General features: G+C 39.7%; 20 protein-coding genes. 15 read left to right on the top strand and 5 right to left on the bottom strand.

Going from position 1 to position 18,395, the window contains the following annotated elements:
* Positions 1-169: 169 nt before the first annotated feature.
* From RMZ43_RS08300 to RMZ43_RS08290, 3 genes are all read right to left on the bottom strand, one after another.
* Complete coding sequence (locus RMZ43_RS08300; protein WP_322653576.1) at positions 170-1,786, bottom strand: sensor histidine kinase; 1,617 nt, start codon at positions 1,784-1,786, stop codon at positions 170-172.
* Between the two features lie 46 nt (positions 1,787-1,832).
* Positions 1,833-2,333 carry a hypothetical protein gene (locus RMZ43_RS08295; RefSeq protein WP_322653567.1) on the bottom strand — a complete coding sequence of 167 codons (501 nt, stop codon included), beginning with the start codon at positions 2,331-2,333 and terminating at the stop codon, positions 1,833-1,835.
* Positions 2,334-2,589: 256 nt separating this feature from the next.
* The gene (locus RMZ43_RS08290; protein WP_322651604.1) at positions 2,590-3,519 is read right to left on the bottom strand and encodes an NmrA family NAD(P)-binding protein; all 930 of its coding nucleotides are present in this window, start codon (positions 3,517-3,519) and stop codon (positions 2,590-2,592) included.
* A gap of 261 nt (positions 3,520-3,780) precedes the next feature.
* On the opposite strand from RMZ43_RS08290, the gene RMZ43_RS08285 reads away from it, so the two are divergent.
* The 15 genes from RMZ43_RS08285 to RMZ43_RS08215 all read left to right on the top strand — a co-directional run bounded on the left by RMZ43_RS08285 (position 3,781) and on the right by RMZ43_RS08215 (position 16,537).
* Positions 3,781-4,845 carry a nitrilase-related carbon-nitrogen hydrolase gene (locus RMZ43_RS08285; RefSeq protein ID WP_322653566.1) on the top strand — a complete coding sequence of 355 codons (1,065 nt, stop codon included), beginning with the start codon at positions 3,781-3,783 and terminating at the stop codon, positions 4,843-4,845.
* A 154-nt stretch (positions 4,846-4,999) separates the two neighbouring features.
* The gene (locus RMZ43_RS08280) at positions 5,000-6,418 is read left to right on the top strand and encodes an aldehyde dehydrogenase family protein (RefSeq protein WP_322653565.1); all 1,419 of its coding nucleotides are present in this window, start codon (positions 5,000-5,002) and stop codon (positions 6,416-6,418) included.
* 135 nt (positions 6,419-6,553) lie between these two features.
* A complete protein-coding gene (locus RMZ43_RS08275; RefSeq protein WP_428850710.1) occupies positions 6,554-7,069 on the top strand; it encodes a hypothetical protein in 516 nt (171 codons plus the stop codon).
* Positions 7,070-7,130: 61 nt separating this feature from the next.
* Complete coding sequence (locus RMZ43_RS08270; protein WP_069069588.1) at positions 7,131-7,403, top strand: hypothetical protein; 273 nt, start codon at positions 7,131-7,133, stop codon at positions 7,401-7,403.
* A gap of 3 nt (positions 7,404-7,406) precedes the next feature.
* Complete coding sequence (locus RMZ43_RS08265) at positions 7,407-7,607, top strand: hypothetical protein (RefSeq protein WP_322653563.1); 201 nt, start codon at positions 7,407-7,409, stop codon at positions 7,605-7,607.
* Positions 7,608-7,667: 60 nt separating this feature from the next.
* The gene (locus tag RMZ43_RS08260) at positions 7,668-8,141 is read left to right on the top strand and encodes a type II toxin-antitoxin system VapC family toxin (protein WP_322653562.1); all 474 of its coding nucleotides are present in this window, start codon (positions 7,668-7,670) and stop codon (positions 8,139-8,141) included.
* 3 nt (positions 8,142-8,144) lie between these two features.
* Positions 8,145-8,372 (top strand): hypothetical protein, encoded by a 228-nt coding sequence (locus RMZ43_RS08255; RefSeq protein WP_109007171.1) that lies wholly within the window; start codon positions 8,145-8,147, stop codon positions 8,370-8,372.
* Positions 8,373-8,427: 55 nt separating this feature from the next.
* Positions 8,428-8,634 carry a hypothetical protein gene (locus tag RMZ43_RS08250; protein WP_322653561.1) on the top strand — a complete coding sequence of 69 codons (207 nt, stop codon included), beginning with the start codon at positions 8,428-8,430 and terminating at the stop codon, positions 8,632-8,634.
* A 258-nt stretch (positions 8,635-8,892) separates the two neighbouring features.
* A complete protein-coding gene (locus tag RMZ43_RS08245; RefSeq protein ID WP_428850709.1) occupies positions 8,893-9,069 on the top strand; it encodes a hypothetical protein in 177 nt (58 codons plus the stop codon).
* 105 nt (positions 9,070-9,174) lie between these two features.
* Positions 9,175-9,621 (top strand): DUF3598 family protein, encoded by a 447-nt coding sequence (locus RMZ43_RS08240; protein ID WP_322651460.1) that lies wholly within the window; start codon positions 9,175-9,177, stop codon positions 9,619-9,621.
* A 125-nt stretch (positions 9,622-9,746) separates the two neighbouring features.
* On the top strand, positions 9,747-11,138 hold the full coding sequence (hisS, locus tag RMZ43_RS08235; RefSeq protein ID WP_322653560.1) for a histidine--tRNA ligase: 1,392 nt from the start codon (positions 9,747-9,749) through the stop codon (positions 11,136-11,138).
* A gap of 125 nt (positions 11,139-11,263) precedes the next feature.
* Positions 11,264-11,899: a restriction endonuclease subunit R gene (locus tag RMZ43_RS08230; RefSeq protein WP_322653559.1), complete on the top strand. Its 636-nt coding sequence runs from the start codon at positions 11,264-11,266 to the stop codon at positions 11,897-11,899.
* Positions 11,900-12,315: 416 nt separating this feature from the next.
* Entirely contained in the window at positions 12,316-14,508 is a 2,193-nt protein-coding gene (locus tag RMZ43_RS08225; RefSeq protein WP_428850708.1) for a tetratricopeptide repeat protein, read from the top strand.
* Positions 14,509-14,551: 43 nt separating this feature from the next.
* A complete protein-coding gene (locus tag RMZ43_RS08220; protein ID WP_322653807.1) occupies positions 14,552-15,280 on the top strand; it encodes a hypothetical protein in 729 nt (242 codons plus the stop codon).
* A 165-nt stretch (positions 15,281-15,445) separates the two neighbouring features.
* Positions 15,446-16,537: a hypothetical protein gene (locus RMZ43_RS08215; protein ID WP_416212441.1), complete on the top strand. Its 1,092-nt coding sequence runs from the start codon at positions 15,446-15,448 to the stop codon at positions 16,535-16,537.
* 30 nt (positions 16,538-16,567) lie between these two features.
* Here RMZ43_RS08215 and RMZ43_RS08210 read toward each other — a convergent pair whose 3' ends face one another.
* Positions 16,568-17,581: a glycerate kinase gene (locus RMZ43_RS08210; RefSeq protein WP_322653809.1), complete on the bottom strand. Its 1,014-nt coding sequence runs from the start codon at positions 17,579-17,581 to the stop codon at positions 16,568-16,570.
* An 8-nt stretch (positions 17,582-17,589) separates the two neighbouring features.
* Positions 17,590-17,922: a DUF565 domain-containing protein gene (locus tag RMZ43_RS08205; RefSeq protein ID WP_322651470.1), complete on the bottom strand. Its 333-nt coding sequence runs from the start codon at positions 17,920-17,922 to the stop codon at positions 17,590-17,592.
* Positions 17,923-18,395 lie beyond the last annotated feature (473 nt).

Raw genomic sequence — 18,395 nt, 5'->3', positions numbered from 1 at the left:
GATTACCTGCCTAGTTCCGTTAAACAGTTTGATGAGTAAACTATTGCAGATCATATTGACAAAGGCATTACAAAATTATGTCAAAGGTATGACCACAAATAATAAGCTTGAACAAGAGCAAGGAAGCAAGAACAGATAGAGAAAAATGCTGCACAGTCGATATATTTGCTTACCGCGTCTGCTTGATAGGAATCTCAATTAAAAACTCTGTACCCTTACCAGGTGCAGAAATACACTCGATTTTTCCCTTGTGCTTATCTACTATAATCTGGTAACTAATAGATAATCCTAAGCCAGTGCCTTTACCTATAGGTTTAGTAGTAAAAAAAGGATCAAATAATTTAGTCTTAACTTCTTCTGGTATTCCTGGCCCATTATCTTTAATACTAATAAGCACGCACTCTTTATTCTTAACTTGAGTGTGGATAATAATAGAGCTAAAGTGTTTTTTAGCCTCTCCTTTTAAACATAAACACTCTTCTTCCCATTCATATAAAGCATCAATAGCGTTACTTAAAATATTCATAAATACCTGATTTAGTCCTCCTGCATAACATTCAACAAGAGGCAAATCACCATAATCTTTGATTATTGCAATCTCCTGCTGTTTATGCTTTCCTTTAAGACGATATTCTAAAATTAATAGAGTGCTATCAATTCCTTGATGAATATCAACAGGTTTCATTTCTGCTTCATCAAGACGCGAGAAGTTACGCAAAGTTAGCACAATCTCACGAATGCGTTCAGTACCAACTGCCATTGAAGATAAAACTTTCGGCAGATCATCAATAATAAACTCTAAATCTATCTCATCAATCAGACTACTTAGTTCTGAATTATAATTAAATTTTTGTTGTTGATACAGGTTAATTAAACTTAGTAAATCCTGACTATATTCTCTAACATGCACCAGATTACCATAAATGAAATTAACTGGATTATTAATTTCATGAGCAACACCAGCAACTAGCTGACCTAATGAAGACATTTTTTCAGTTTGAATCAGTTGTACTTGGGCGTGTTGCAATTCTTGCAGTGTCTGTTGTAATTGATTATTTTTGTGTTTTAGTTTTGCAGTTCTCTCTGCAACTTGCGTTTCTAATCTATAATTTGTTTCTTCTAAGGCGGCTTGAGCAATTTTTTTAGCTTTTAAGTATTGCTGTAATAAGTGCAATACTAAAAGCCACGCTGGAATCAGCATTGCTAAACTTATAATAGATTCTAAAATTGCCCAAAACATTCTTTTGTAATAATCATCAACTTTTTGCTGTAACTGAAGTGAGATATTACGCTTTCTTTTGGCAACACCATCAGCATAAATTTGTTTTTGATTTTCATACTCACGGCTAGAAAGTAATATTTGTGCTATCTCTTTTTTGTCTTTTTTAACCAATTCAAAAGATTGATATTCCATTTCTACTAAGCGTTGATTAGCAGCATCAACTTTTTTAGCATCCTCATTTTCATATACTTTAGGAGCCAATTTAATAGATTCTTTAATAGCAAAATCAAGTTTAGGTTCAAATTGACGATACCGTTCTTCCCAAATAAATTTTCCTGTAGCAGCATTCATGCGTGCTGACATCGTTAAGACTTCATCAAGATAAGTAATTTCATCACTCAGTATTTGGAGTTTAAATTCATATTTAGTAATACTGTTAAAGTTATAATATGCTTGCCAATTGAGGCAAATCTGAGGAATAAATAAGATTAATGTTAGCAGTAAAGTTATACTTACTATTTGAGAGGGAACGAATCTCAGTTTCTTAGAAAGGTAAAGGTGCATTTTGATAATATTTTTTAGATATATAGTCATTTAGGATTAATTAAATTCAATCCTCTCCTATAAGTTTTATATCATAAGGATTAATTCCAAAAATATTTCTCAAATCTTTTATAGGCTCATCTTGATAAAATTCAAAGTTAATCTCATTTATTTGTTTAATTTTAATTTTTCTGCCATATATAAAACCAAAGTTAAAATTTATTAAATCTAATGAAGAGAATTTGTAAGGATATGGATATATAAATTTAGCAAAAGTTTTATAAATGAATAAATGTAGTTGATTAGTCTTTAAGTCATTACCCATTGTAAATCCAATTACAAAAGCTTCATCTTGAGGAGAAAGACCTCTACCTAAAAGTATGTGAATATAATCATGATGACGCAGACTAATTTTTCCAGGTAAGGCCAATGGACTATTAGGGTTCTCTAGTAACCAAATTACAAAAGGAATTTTTGGGTTATGTAAACTAAATATTACTGTATGTACTTTTTTTAAATTCATTTGAGCTATGTCTAGTTGAAACTTTTCATCTAAATCAAAAGCCATAGGTATACTAATAACAAAAGAACTAACTTATTAGTATTTGTTTTTACTCTGATTTGTCTATATTTACTCATAAAATTATTTTTATTTTTATAATTAAGTATAATAAAATCTATTTTCTATGAATTTACAGTAAAATTACTTATTTTGGAGTAAGGGCAAAGGTATCTAAATGAGAAATCATAGACTGATAAACTGTCATTGCGATCGCTCATGCAAAACTCCATAACCATCTACTTCTGCCACAGTATACTTACGATCACAGGCTTTCGTAGGTAAGTTGCGTATTTGCCCAGTTGGTTTCTGCCAAAAATTCCCTAAATGTGGTCAGAATTTCAGGAAACTCTTCTTCTCGTAAATGCTGGACATCGGCTTGATAACCTTGCTTGCGATACCACTGAATCAAATCGAACAGTTCCTTTTGCAGCAAGAGTAAGAAAATCCAGGCGGGTGTCTCTTTATAAACAACTTTCATCCCCTGCGCTTGAGAGAATGCCTCTGCCATCTCAAGAGGAGTCAGCACATCGCCAGCTAGCTCAATTTCTTGACCAATATACTTAGTGGGATGTTTAATGACGTAAGCAGCAACGCGGCCCATGTCCTTTGTTGTAATTAGATGAAGGGGCTTGTTTGGTTGAATGGAAAATGGGAAACTACCTTTGAGAATGGAAGGTCGCGTGTACTTCTTCCAAAACTCCTCCATAAACAAGCAGGCTCGCAACATGGTAGTCGGTAAGCCAGCTTCTTTGAGAATTTTCTCTACTTGATACTTTTGCTCTATGCGGGGGATTCCTGAATTCCTGTCTGCTCCACCTGCGGAATTGTAGACAAAGTGCTTAATGTCAGCCTGTTTAGCTACTTGTGCAACTCGCCTTGCTCTCTCCACCTCTAACGGGTCAATTTTAGCGGAGTCCGCAGAAGTAGCGTGGCAGTAAACAGCCGAAATTCCTGTAAAGGCTTCTATGAGGGAGATTTCATCGTCGAGGTTGGCTTTTACCAGTTCAACTCCAGCATCGTTGAGTTTTGCAAGAGTTGGACGATTAAGGTCAATTTCTCTAGTAATGACTCGCAGGTTGGTAACTCCCTGTTCGAGAAATCCCTTAACGACATTTCCACCTGTGCCGCCAGTAACTCCAATGAGTAAAACTTTATCAGTGTTTGACTCTGTGCGATCGGGGAAATTTGACATTCTTTCTTCTACCTGGAGTTATTTATTTAAATTAAGTTTATCCAAAGATCAGAATTGAAGAAGAATTCAGAAGTCAGAATCAATTCGACCTCAGATCGATAACATTTAAGGAAAAAGCTTCAACAAAGCCCGAACAACTGGAAATTTGCGGCGACAAAAACAAAGTCCTTGGATCGGAATTGACAAATAAACCTGTACGATATCTCTGGGGTGGCGTAGGCGTAGCCCGCCATAGGCATCTATAGCATTTGGTGAGGAATTTTGGACAATAACACCGATAATCTCGATTCATTCCGAGCTTTAGCGCTGCAAATTACCTGTGATGCAGTCAACCAAACAAGCGATGCCTCCGGCGGGCTACGCCTACGCCAACAAGCGCGATCGCTCATGCAAAACTCCATCAACCGCCTAGCGCAACAAATTGCAGCCAGTATCGCTTTCATCGGCTTCGATTGTCGTTTAATTGTACTACCAGAATATTTCCTCACTGGTTTCCCGATGGGAGATACTCTAGCAGGATGGGCAGAAAAAGCTTGTATAGAAATGGCTGGTGCTGAGTATGACGCACTTGGTAAAATCGCCCAAAAGCATAAAATCTTTTTAGCTGGTAACGCCTACGAAGTTGACCCCAACTTTCCCGGATTGTACTTTCAAACCTGCTTTATTCTTGACCCCTCTGGCTCAATCGTCTTGCGATATCGCCGGCTAAATTCTTTATTTGCTCCCACACCCCATGATGTTTGGGATAAATATCTTGACTGCTATGGTTTAGAGGGAGTTTTTCCCGTAGCCAAAACAGCGATCGGTAATTTGGCAGCTTTAGCATCAGAAGAAATTTTGTATCCAGAAGTGGCGAGATGTCTGGCAATGCGAGGAGCAGAGATTTTTGTTCATTCCACTTCGGAAGTATATAACAAAAACCTCACCCCCAAAGACGCAGCAAAAATCACTCGCGCCGTTGAAAATATGGCTTATGTAGTTTCAGCTAATACCGCAGGCATCGCTAATATTGCTATCCCCATTGCTTCGGCTGATGGTGGCTCTAAAATCATTGACCATCGCGGAATTGTAATAGCAGAAACAGGTGCAGGTGAGAGCATGGCAGCATTTGCAGAGATTGATTTAGGAGCATTACGCCGCGATCGCCGCCGACCAGGGTTAAATAATTTACTTTCACGCCAGCGATTTGAACTATACGCCGAAAGTTATCGCCAATCACACTTTTACCCAGCTAATACTATGCTGGAGGGAGAAGTAGACCGCAAACACTTCCTCCAAACGCAGCAAGCCACCATTGAGCGGTTAGCCAAACTGGGAATTATTTGAATTGGGGAGTGGGGAGTGGGAAGCAGGGGGAGCAGAGGGAGCAGGGGGAGCAGAGGGAGCAGGGGGAGCAGAGGGAGCAGAGGGAGCAGAGGGAGCAGGGGAAGAATAACTATTAATTATTGACCAATGACAAATGACAAATGACAAATGACCAATGACAAAAACAATAGAAGTCCGCAATCCTCGAACTGGCAAATTTGACTACGTAATTATCCCGCCGCCTCCAAGGCTGCTGGCACAGCAATGTAAGCGTACCCGCAGGGCGCAAGTTAGCTGGCAGCAACTGGGTTTAGAGGGGAGAATTGAAGCCTTACAGCAATGGAAGGAAGCGATATTATCAGGACGCGATCGCTTGATGGAGGCTTTGGTAAATGATACGGGAAGATTATCGACCTCAGTATTAGAAATAGACTCCTTCCTCTCTAGCATTGATCGCTGGTGTAAGTTAGCGCCGGAATTGCTGCAAGACTCTGCTAAAAACACAGCAATTCCATTTATTGCTTTGCAACAAACATCCGTTCCTTATCCCCTAGTTGGGGTAATTAGCCCGTGGAATTTTCCGCTATTGCTGTCTACTATTGATACCATTCCGGCATTACTGGCGGGTTGCGCTGTCATTGTTAAACCCAGTGAAATTGCTCCCCGCTTCGTAGCACCACTGAAAACAGCAATCAGCGCCGTTCCTGAATTACGCGACGTATTAACTTTTGTGGAAGGAGCAGGCGAAACTGGATCTGCTTTGATTGACAATGTAGATTTAGTGTGCTTTACAGGCAGTGTAGCAACGGGGCGAAAAGTAGCTGAAGCGGCTGCTAAACGGTTTATTCCGGCTTTTTTAGAATTGGGAGGAAAAGACCCTGCGATCGTTTTAGAATCAGCCAATTTAGAATTAGCAACCTCAGCAATATTGTGGGGTTCGGTCGTAAACACCGGACAGTCGTGCTTATCAATTGAGCGAATTTATGTTGCTGAATCGATATTTGAAAAGTTTTACCATCAATTAGTAGCCAAAGCTTATCGCCTTCAACTAGCGTACCCCACAGTAGAAAGTGGAGAAATTGGCCCAATCATTGCCGAAAAACAAGCAGCAATTATTAGCGACCATCTTTTAGATGCAGTGGAAAAGGGAGCAGTAATTCACTGTGGCGGTGTAATTGAAGATTTAGGTGGGGGTTGGTGGTGTCGCCCGACAGTTCTCACCCAGGTTAATCATTCCATGAAAGTGATGACCGAAGAGACTTTCGGCCCCATTATGCCAGTGATGCCTTTTTCCACAGTAGAGGAAGCAGTATCTTTAGCGAACGACTCAATTTATGGATTAAGTGCTGCTGTGTTTGCCTCAGAAACAGAAGCCTTAGAAATTGCCCAACAGATTGATGCAGGTGCTATTAGTATCAACGATGCTGGATTAACTGCCATCATGCACGAAGGAGAGAAAAACGCCTTCAAATTCTCCGGTTTGGGAGGGTCACGCATGGGTGCGGCGGCACTGAAACGGTTCATGCGAAAAAAAGCTATTTTGATAAAAACTAACGCGACAAATGACCCTTGGTGGTTTGAGACTGGGGAGTGACCAATGCCATCATCACTATGCAATTCATTACTGTAACCAATGGCGTAGGCGTAGCCCGTCGTAGACATCGCCTCTGCCACAGTTTCGTCTATTATAACCAATATAACCAAAGCACCTGGAAGAACTTTCATAGTTTTGGTTCAGAACACAAGTCCATTCGTTCAGAACACAAGTCCATTCGTTCAGAACACAAGTCCATTCGTTCAGAACACAAGTCCATTCGTTCAGAACACAAGTCCATTCGTTCAGAACACAAGTCCATTCGTTCAGAACACAAGTCCATTGGTTCAGAACACAAGTCCATTCGTTCAGAACACAAGTCCATTCGTTCAGAACACAAGTCCATTCGTTCAGAACACAAGTCCATTCGTTCAGAACACAAGTCCATTCGTTCAGAACACAAGTCCATTCGTTCAGAACACGAGTTCATTCGTTCAGAACACGAGTTCATTCGTTCAGAATACAAGTCCATTCGTTCAGAACACAAGTTCATTCGTTCAGAACACGAGTTCATTCGTTCAGAACACGAGTTCATTCGTTCAGAACACAAGTCTGTTCGTTTACTTGGTCAGTGGCGTAATGTTGAAGTATGGCAAAGACAGCTGGGAATATGAGATGACAGGCATCGCTGCTGGTTTCCTTGTCGTTTAACAATAAGTTACACACTATAATAAATAGGGCGATCAAATGCTTTACTTGAAAGCTTGCCTGTATGTCTTATCCGAAACTAAGTGACGAAGAAATTATCCAACGTGGTAAAGAATTCTACGAAAAACATATCCGTTCCCAAGTTGAGACAGTAGAGAATATTGGCAAATTAATTTCCATCAATGTTGAAACAGGTGAATATGAAATTGGTGATGATTTGTTGGTAACAAGCCGTCGTTTGCAAGCCAAACAGCCTGATGCAGCAATTTGGGCAGAAAGGATTGGTTATGATGCCGTGTATGCTGTTGGTGGTTCATTAGTCAGGACGATACAGTGATACATGGGACAGTGGTTTCTCATAACAGATAAAAACAGTCGTGTAGAAGTTATTATTCTAATTCCAGAAGAGGAAGTTTTAAATAATCAATCTCAAGCAGAAGTCTTAGCAGATTTCCGGCAAGCTTGGCACGAAGCCATGACTGGGCAAACTATCCCGGTGGCTCAACTTTGGGAAGGGCTTGAAAATGACTATCCCCTGTAAACCCTTAAAGTAAAGTTTAAATGCTGTAGGATGAGGGGCAGATAAAATTTAGAAAGTGCTGTGAGTGAAACCGTCTATATTGAAACCAGTGTTATTGGTTATCTGACAGCCAGATCGACCAAAAACCTGATTATTGCTGCCAATATCGAAACAACACGGGACTGGTGGGACTTTCGTCGAAACAAATTCACTCTTTACACTTCGGAGGCTGTTTTAGACGAAGTAGCTAAGGGAGATACAGCGATCGCCACTCAACGACTGGAAATTTTGCAAGACTTTCCTTTATTGGCATTGAATCAAGCCGTACAAAGTTTAGCTATTCAATTTCTAACCCAAAGTAATCTGCCTCCGAAAGCAAAGGTAGATGCTATTCACATTGCCGCCGCAACCGTCCACGGCATGGATTATCTGTTAACGTGGAATTGTAAACATATTGCTAATGCTCAAATCCAGGGTAAGTTAGCGGAGATTAGCCTTGATTTTGGCTATGTATTGCCTATCCTTTGCACACCCAACGAACTAATGGGATATTAGGTTATGTGGACAGATGAGATTGTCGAAGAGATCCACCAAATCCGTGAAGAGTATGCGAAGTCTTTCAACTATGATTTAGATGCAATATTCGCAGACTTACGTAAGAAGGAAGCAGAAAGCGGCAGAGAAGTCGTGAACTTGTCGCGGAAGCCCGGTATAACAACACGTTGGAGTGGACGAGTAAAGGATATTTGTGGTGATACAACGGATACTAGCCACCGCTTAACTTAGCCTTTAGAAGCCGACGAGGAACGCCTTAGCTTGGAAGAAAAATGGTAGTAAAGCGATGCAAGCAAAATCCCAAGAGCAACTTTCCCCTAATGATGCCGAAGTTATTTTAGGATGCTTACCTGAACGAATTCGCGCCGCTCTAATTGCTCGTGCTACTGAAATTGAATATCCAATCGAAGCAGTTATTGAGATGGCAATTGCAAGTTTTCTCGATACAGAGGCATTAGGTTTTGCAGATTGCAAGCCAGGGCGTGGACAATAAAACCGTCAACTAGCGATCGCACGCGGTAAAACTGGCGAAAGATATTCGTATGGATACACAAGAATATTAAAAGCTGACGAGAAATGCGTAGGCGTAGCCCTCCGCAGGCATCGCTTGGAAGAAAAACGGAATTCGTTATGCTTCGCCTCAAGTTATGCCAGCGATGATTAAAGCCATCTTTGACAACCTTCCCCACTACCCACTCATAATATGCGAACATAATTAAGTTGTAGCTGACTACCTGGACAGAGATTTAAAATGGATACCATTGCAATCCCTGTTCTGAATCGCCCAATAGATGCCACAGTAGAGATTCCTGTTTCTAAAAGTATTACCAATCGGGCATTACTCATCGCGGACTTAGCACCAGGTGACAACTCGATTTTAGAAAATGCCTTATTTAGTGAAGACTGGTATTTGCTGTCACTGGCTTAAAGGTTCTAGGCATTGTAATAAAAGACCTTGGTTGTACAGCGAAAACTTTTCCCGATTACTTTACTCGATTTTTCCAAATGTTAGAACAATAAAAGGTGAATTGCTATGTCAAATATTCGAGAAGGAATGCCGGTGCTTGTCCGTCATGAGGGAGATTGGGTAGGAACTTATACAGTAGTTGATACAACAGGAAAAATACTCGACAAGTATGAGTCTCACTTAACTTGTCAATTTCCAGAAAATGGCCCTCATCCCTACTATCAAATCAATCGCTACAAATGGTCTGATGGAAAACAAGAAGAGTATGAATTTCCAGGAAGCTATAAAGATAATAAGCTGTGGTTTGACACCGATCGCATCCAAGGTGAAGCCTGGGAAGCCGATAATTCACTTGTGATTTTGCGGTTTACATATAAAACAAACCCAGATATGAGCTTATACGAAATGATCTACATTAGCCCTGATAGTAACAATCGTGCCCGCACTTGGCATTGGTTTAAAAACAATCAAATCTTTCAACGCACCTTAATTCAAGAAGAACGGTTAAGATAGTAATTTCTTCGTTCAGAGATAATTATTTATTATTCTCCAGTCCGCGCAGGCGGATTTTGTTTGTGTAGACGCAGCTTGCAGTAGTTAAGCTTCCATCTCAAATTTCAACTTAGTAAGGTACACGCATGGCAAAAGGTGACAAAATAAACTTTTCTACTCCTAGCGGTTTTCCAGAATTTCTGCCTAGTGAAAAGCGTCTAGAATTATATTTGCTAGATATCATCCGTAGAGTTTTTGAAAGCTATGGATTTACACCCATCGAAACACCTGCTGTAGAACGTTTAGAAGTGCTGCAAGCTAAAGGTAATCAAGGTGACAATATCATTTATGGCATTGACCCCATCCTGCCACCAAATCGGCAAGCCGAGAGAGATAAATCGGGTGAAACTGGTTCAGAAGCAAGAGCTTTAAAATTTGACCAAACAGTTCCTTTAGCAGCGTATATTGCCCGTCACCTGAATGAGTTAACCTTTCCCTTTGCCCGCTACCAAATGGATGTAGTTTTTCGGGGTGAACGAGCGAAAGATGGGCGTTTTCGTCAGTTCCGCCAGTGCGATATTGATGTAGTTGCTCGTCGTGAACTCAACTTGCTTTATGATGCTCAGATGCCTGCAATTATCACTGAGATATTTGAAGCAATAAATATTGGTGATTTCTTGATTCGCATCAATAATCGTAAAGTTCTTACAGGTTTTTTTAAGTCAGTAGGAATTACTGAAGATAAAATTAAATCGTGTATTAGTATTGTTGATAATTTAGAAAAAATTGGTGAAACTAAAGTAAAACAAGAGTTGGAAAAAGAGGGAGTTTCAGGAGAACAGACTCAAAAAATTATTGATTTTATTAAAATAGATGGTTCTGTTGATGAAGTATTAGATAAACTCAAGCATCTTGCAGAGAATCTGGCAGAAACCGAGCAATTAAGTCTGGGAATTACCGAATTACAAACGGTAATTGCAGGTGTACGTAATCTTGGAGTTGCTGAAAATCGTTTCTGTATTGATTTATCAATTGCGCGTGGTCTTGATTACTATACTGGTACAGTTTACGAAACAACCTTATTAGGGCATGAAGCTTTAGGTAGTATTTGCTCTGGCGGCAGATATGAAGAATTAGTTGGAGTATTCTTGGGTGAAAAAATGCCTGGTGTAGGTATTTCTATAGGATTAACTCGCTTAATTAGTCGCTTGTTAAAAGCTGGTATTCTTAGTACCTTAGCTGCAACACCAGCCCAGGTGATGGTAGTGAATATGCAAGAAGATTTAATGCCAACTTATTTAAAAGTTTCGCAACATCTGCGTCAGGCTGGAATTAATGTCATCACTAATTTTGAGAAGCGTCCCTTAGGTAAACAATTTCAGCTAGCAGATAAACAAGGAATTCAATTTTGTGTAATTATTGGTTCTGAGGAAGCAGCAGCACAAAAGTCATCGCTGAAAGATTTGAAAACAGGTGAGCAAGTAGAAGTGCTACTAGTAAATTTAGCTGAGGAAGTTAAAAGAAGACTTGGCAAATAAACGTTGATAATAATATAAACTGCAAAAATTTAAATCAACGTTCTTAAGTGCGATCGCAATACACTTCACCAAAGCTATGATTAGCATGAATCTCAATCACTAGCTCAATAATCAAGCAAAAATATATGACAATTCTCAACGCTCGTAATTTATCCTTAGAAGAATTTCATCGTCTGTTTGGCTTTCAAAGACAGTACAGTGAATCATTTTCTAACTACTTATCTCTGGAACCTCTCACGGAGGCAGAACAGCAGGAACTCAAACAAATTCAGCATGACTTTGATAGATACCTTACAGCAGGAAAAGTTTCTGAAGGTCAGGTAAAGTTTCTTGCAGTTGCCCCATTATTAAGATTAGCTGGTTTTTATCGCTATCCTATTGAGATTGTTTTGGAGGAAAATATTGCTGATCTTGAAGTTGAAGATGAAGATATCAAAATTAAAGGAAGATTTGATATTTTAGCTGTTAGTAAAGCTAAACACACAAAACCTCAAACATATTTTTGGATACTGTTAATTGAATCTAAAAATTGTCAGGTCGATATATCAACTGGTTTACCTCAGCTACTCACATACTCTTATAAAAATTTAGATAATCAAAAATCAGTTTGGGGATTAGTGACAAATGGTAGAAGTTATCAGTTTGTCTATCTTGAACAAGGAAATCCCCCGATTTATTATCTGTTACCAGAATTAAATTTAATGGAAACAGAGCGTTCAAATCGGTTGCTACAAGTTTTAAAAGCAATTTGTCAGCTTTAAGAAAAAATATATCGCATGGTAAGAATTATTTAAGCGATCGCTTTTATATGTAATAAACTTTGACCTTTCTCCTGCTCTTGAGAGGCTTTGAGCCTTACTCCCCAACGCTAGTAGAGAAGAGACTGGGGGTTAGGTCTATATTGAACTCAACTGCAAACTGCGTCCAAGAGTATCAAAGACTCGTTAACGGAGTTCAAAGCCTCATTCACGACTATCAAAGACTCATCTGCGAGTATCAAAGACTCATCTGCGAGTATCAAAGACTCGTTCACGAGTATCAAAGACTCGTCCGCGAGTATTAAAGACTCGTTCACGAGTATCAAAGACTCGTTCACAAGTATGTATTAAAGATTCATCAGGTTTTTGGCGAGTTTTTCGTGAGTCCTGATAGAATCTGAGAAGGTATTAGCATGATTATGCACAACCGTATATTTACTACTTTATTTTTAACTCTATCTTTGACTACAACACCCCAGCTTGTAGTTGCTCAAAACAATATAGAACAGCTATTTCAACAAGGCGAAGCTGCCGAAACAGTTGGTAATAACTCCCAAGCGGAGACAATTTGGCGTAAAGTTTTGCAACTGGAACCCAATAATGGCAAGGCTTATAACAATTTGGGTAATGCTTTGCGGCGACAGGGAAAATTAGATGCAGCATTAGTCGCGCACCAGAAAGTATTACAACTCAACCCTAATGATGCTGAAGCTTACGTGGGTATAGGCAACGTGCTAAATGCTCAAGGTAAACAAGAGGAGGCATTAGCATCTCATCAGAAAGCTTTGCAACTTAACCCTAACTTGGCGACTGCTTACAACGGTCTTGGCAATGTGCTGTATCAGCAGAAGAAATTAGATGCAGCAGTTGCCGCCTTCCAAAAAGCAATTCAACTCAACCCTAACTTTGCTTTTGCTTATGCCAATCTCGGCAATGCGCTGTATCAGCAGAAGAAATTAGATGCAGCAGTTGCCGCCTTCCAAAAAGCAACTCAACTCAACCCCAACTTAGCTCTTGCTTACGCCAATCTCGGCAATGCGCTGTATCAGCAGAAGAAATTAGATGCAGCAGTTGTCGCCTTCCAAAAAGCAACTCAACTCAACCCTAACTTTGCTTTTGCTTACAACGGTCTCGGCATTGCGCTGTATCAGCAGAAGAAATTAGATACAGCAGTTGCTGCCTTCCAAAAAGCAATTCAACTCAACCCTAACTTGGCTTTTGCTTACTACAATCTCGGCAATGCGCTCACACAGCAGAAGAAATTAGATGCAGCAGTTGCCGCCTTTAAAAAAGCCCTAACATTGCCAGAAGACAATTCTGAGACCCCAAGCGCTCATACTCGTGCTTACGCCAATCTCGGCAATGCGCTCACACAACAGAAGAAATTAGATGCAGCAGTTACCGCTTTGCAAAAAGCAATTCAACTCAACCCCAACTTAGCTCTTGCTTACAACGGTCTCGGCGTTGCGCTCGCACAGCAGAAAAAATTAGATGCAGCAGTTGCCGCCTTTGAAAAAGCCCTAACATTGCCAGAAGACAATTCTGACACCCCAAGCGCTCATACTCGTGCTTACGCCAATCTCGGCATTGCACTCACACAGCAGAATAAATTAGATGCAGCAGTTGCCGCCTTCCAAAAAGCAATTCAACTCAACCCCAACTTAGCTCATGCTTATAACGGTCTAGGCATTGCGCTCATACAGCAGAATAAATTAGATGTAGCAGTTGCCGCTTTTCAAAAAGCCTTAACATTGCCAGAAGATAATTTTGGAACTCTAACCACGCCTCATACTGTTGCTCATAATGTTTTGGGTTTAGTGTTGCAACTGCAAGAGAAATTAGAAGAAGCCATTGAACATTTTGACAAAGCAGAACAAATTGATCCTAATTTTGTCTATGGCAGTAACAACGCTAGAGAAGCACATCGGTTATGGACAGAGCAACAAAATAAACTAGGAAGCGTAGAAGACGATCGCCAATGGTTGCCTAAAGATGATCCAACTGTACCCATTAAGCGTTCTGTGGTACGCATTACTGCGAATTTTCCTCTGAGTATTGAACGCCAAGGAACTGAGAGTGGAACTGGCATAATAATTAAGCGAGAAGACAACCAGACATTAATCCTCACTAATCGTCATGTCATTTTTGATGACTATGAACAAGGTAAAAATATTCAAGTCGAATTTTTCAGTTCACCGCCATCAAATCGAGTGCGAATGCGGCGAAATGCCAAACTGTTCAAAATGACTTCCGTAGACGAACAACTCGATTTAGCCGTTTTGGAAGTTACCGAGAATCTTCCAGAAGATATCCAACCATTAGCCATTTCCTCAACTGCAATTACCCCGAAAATGCCCATTCGCATCATCGGTCATTCTGCTCAAAGAGAAAAAGATTGGTCTATGGAATCAGGACAAATCAGTAGCTATAACAATCAGCGATTAGAAATATCTCAAGCCGCACTCGAACCTGGTTATTCTGGCAGTCCTGTAATTGATTCGCAAAATCGGTTTTTAGGTATTATTGTTACACGCAGAAAAGATAAAGACCAAAATTTTGCTTATTCCATGTCTGAGATTCAAAAACAACTGTCGACTTGGAACATTAAATAACCTTTTGTACAGACGCGATTAATCGCCTTTCCTTCAACAAACTATGAATTATAAAATTATTCTTGCCAGCCTATTAATCCTCAGTATCAGCCATCTTCCTGCTGCTGCTTCTTGCCCAGAAGGGAACCCTAAATCTACTGATTATATCCGCCGCAAACCACCCAACCGTTGCGAAGGTGTCAAAGAAGAACAATTAAGCGGCAATAGCTTGAGCTTAATTTCCATTGCTACCCGCAACCTTGCTAATTTTGGCAAAACCCTGACAGTGCAAATTCCCCGCATCAGTGGTGGTAAAAATCCTCAAGTAATAGTGAAATCTTTGGGAGATAATTATCACTATCAAATGGATGACTTGTTATTGTCTAATAATGGTTCACGTTTCAGCTTTAGCTGGGATACTTACGTTCTCAGGCAAGCAAGAATCCCAGCTAACAGCCTTCGTGCTGTAGCATCCTATAGCCTTGGTTCCCAGCCTGTGTATGTTCCAGTCATTCTGGGGCAAACTTCGGGTAAGTATGAATTTGTCTTTTATTCCCAAGACAGAGTAAGATTTACCAACTTTGAAATCCTCTCCAAAGGTCAACCAGCAATCTATAGCACTTCCCGCCCTAACCCGAAAAAGGGTGAAACTATTTTTACCTGGGATGGTCGCAATGCCCCATCTGGGCGCTATGAACTGCACTATGTTGCTAATATTGACCGAAGAGATGAACCTAGCGATCGCATCGAAAGGCGAATAGTATTTGAACATAACCCAAATTGGTTGAAATAAATCATGGCATCTCGGCAAAAAGCCAAACAAAAGTTTTTCCGCTTCATCAAGATTCGCCAATGGTTGAATTTTCTGAAAACATATCTAGTTGCTTTGTTTGTAGTCAGCACTTCAGTGCTAAAGCGCTTACTACGAACTATTTCAAATTATCGAAATTCATTGTTGGTGTTGCTGCTACTTTTAGCTTTGGCTATCGTCACCTTTGCCGCTATTGTACCGGGTACACATACATTTGAAGGTAATATCATTTTTAAGGAAATGACTTTTACCTATAACGGAGAAGTATCTAAACTCTTTATTCAAGATATTCACGGTATTAAAGAAATAGAAAATGAAGGCAGACAAACCTTAACTTTCACAGGCAATTTTCAAAGTGAAACTTGGCCAGAACTTAATCAGTTAGACTCCTTAAAAATCCAGCTTAAAGACAGTGAGAGTAGATGGATTATTGCTCCAGCTAATCTCCAAGCGATAAGTGATATCAACTTAGACGAACTTCGAGTGAAACCAAATACAAAAGTAGCTGGACTAAGTTATGACTTTTATCGCAATCAGCTTGCTTTTTCTCTGCAATCTAACTCTAAATCCGACTTAAAAAATAACCAAAATACAACATTAGACTTATATTTAGGCGAACAACCAATCAAAGTTATAGTAGAAGGTTATGAATTTCTAGATTTAAAATTACCAAATCAACCCAATAATCAAACACCGCTAGAATTTATTGTAAATCCAAATAATAAAAAATTTAATTTAGAAATAGCACCAAATACCAATATTTATATTACCCTAGCGAAACCTCCCAAATATGAATCAGAACAATGGTTTAGAGAAAAGATAGAAACCAAAGATGTTAAATTTCTAGATTTAGACAGAAATGGTAAAGATGCCAGAGACGATTTAAAAATTTCTACTATTGTGGAAGGTAAAATCCGTATGATAGGACAGGAACAGGACATTAAAGCAAATCAGTTTCTAATGGGAGAAAACTCTGATACTCCTCTAAATATTGAACTGATACGCCATTTACAAATTGTGCCTAAAAAGGGGATAGAAGCTCGTTTTTCTGGGAAAACTAAAGAGATTCAAATTGGTTTAGATCAAGATTTTCCAGTTTCTCAAATACAGGGTAGCTGGTTAGACGGTGTTTTACCTCGTGATGCAATTATTGCGCTGTTCTCTTTTGGGGCTGCTACAGTTGCAAATCTTCTATCTTGGTTATTTAGTAACGCTTCTAAATCTGCGTCAAAATCATAGGAGACGCGAGTAATCGCGTCTGTACAAGAATTACGAATTAGCCCGATCGCAATACACTTCACCAAAGCTATGATTGGCATGAATCTCAATCACCATATCAACCACTGTCGCATCTTTTACCAACGGCTTAATGAATAATTCCGGGTGAAGCGATCGCCAAAAATAATTGACAAATTGCTCTATCTCTGCATTGCTCATTCCCGATTTACCCGCAGCAATCATCTGCTGTTCAGCTTGTTTGCGCCACTCTAAAGAACAACGATAATCAATTGGATATAGCACAATTAAGCTGTCTAATCGCTCCCACAGTGGTAAATAATCATGGAGGCGATGATTCATATCACGGGCAAATGCTTTATCTTCATCTGTAATAATTGGCGGTGGTGGAGTATCAAATACATCTGGGTTAATTGGTCGGACACCCACAAACCAACCTTCAAATAGTACAATATCTACATTTGTAACCATTTCTGGATTAGTGCGATCGCCAGCACCTCCAAAAGCAGATTTATCAAAGCGGGGAAGCATCACAGGACTTTGCGACTGGCGGATTTGGTCTAGTACATTTAAACCTAAATCTACATCGTGGGTTCCTGGTGGGCCGCGCCAAATCAAGCGGGGATCTTGCTGTGTTAAAACCAAGCGATCGCTGTAAGTTTTATATAAGTCATCCAAAGATAAACTCACAGTCCGGTATCCCAACTGATCGAGAATCAAGCTGAGAACTTTAGACATTGTGGTTTTACCAGTGCCTTGTCCTCCCAATATTCCTTGAATTAGAGGGCGTTCTAACTGTTGGCGCTGCGATGCTAGCTTGATTCCCAAAGGTAGCCACAAGTCCCACAACACCTGTAACATTTCCTGGGGTTCGACTTTGAGGCTAGTTTGGCAGAATTGGCTAAAAGCTGGGAAGACAGATTTTAGTAAATGCGATCGCTTTTCTATCACCTCATCGACATTTTCCGGCGTGATTCCAAAAGCTTTTGCCCTCAACCTATCTGCTAACGCCGCTTCTCTTGCTGACTGCTTGTTTATCTCCTTCATCTCCCACCCTACGATCCCAGCTTGAAGGCTTCGAGAAACAGTCCGTAGATAAAACCAACTTTGAGGAGATTTAGTGAATCTACTAAGAGCGATCGCCTTTCTAAAAAGCTGCGATAATAAAATATCCTACTGGTAATTTCCGTCAATATTACTAAAAAAGCAGCAACCACAATGTCTAATTCTGCTCGTTGACCTGCTGTAGTGGAAGCTACGTTTGCCAGAAAAAAACCAAACAAAAAACTAATGATCAACAGCGATAGCCGCCGCCAAGGATTTAAAAACCATTGGCCCAACCGTGTAGTAATAGCATCGAATAAGTTATTGAGACGAGTGTTTTGCATCACATACACTTCTGGGTGAAAGTCAAGATATCTTGAAATATCTCTATATTCAAAAGAGGATATTGGTTTTAGCCTCAGCTTGTTTGTTAATATTATAGATATATGGTGGGTTTCCAGCGTTGATTCAAATTTGTACATCATATCATCTTTAAGCAAGTTTAGCGCCTTAAAAGGCTGCTTATTCTGACGCTAGATGAAATATACATCTTAGATTTATCTAAGGGTTTGGCAAAAAACGCCTTGTTGGGGCCATTTGTGGTTTCACGAAATTTTTCTTTATATAAATGAATTGGCTGGCTCGGTATCTACTTTCTTGTTTTTATCCAAGCCTACGCTCAAAACACAAAGCAATGGGCATCTCTACCCCTTGTTTGTCAAACATCAAGGAAATTACTTCCTGCAAATATTTTCTAATCAACATGATACTTGTAATACATAAGTATCACTAATTTTAGGAAAGTCTATATTAGACT

Source organism: Nostoc sp. CmiVER01, from assembly GCF_034531135.2.
In the GTDB taxonomy this organism is placed as follows: Bacteria; Cyanobacteriota; Cyanobacteriia; order Cyanobacteriales; family Nostocaceae; genus Nostoc.
Note: the sequence above shows the minus strand (reverse complement) of the source record. Positions and strands in the feature narration are given on the sequence as shown.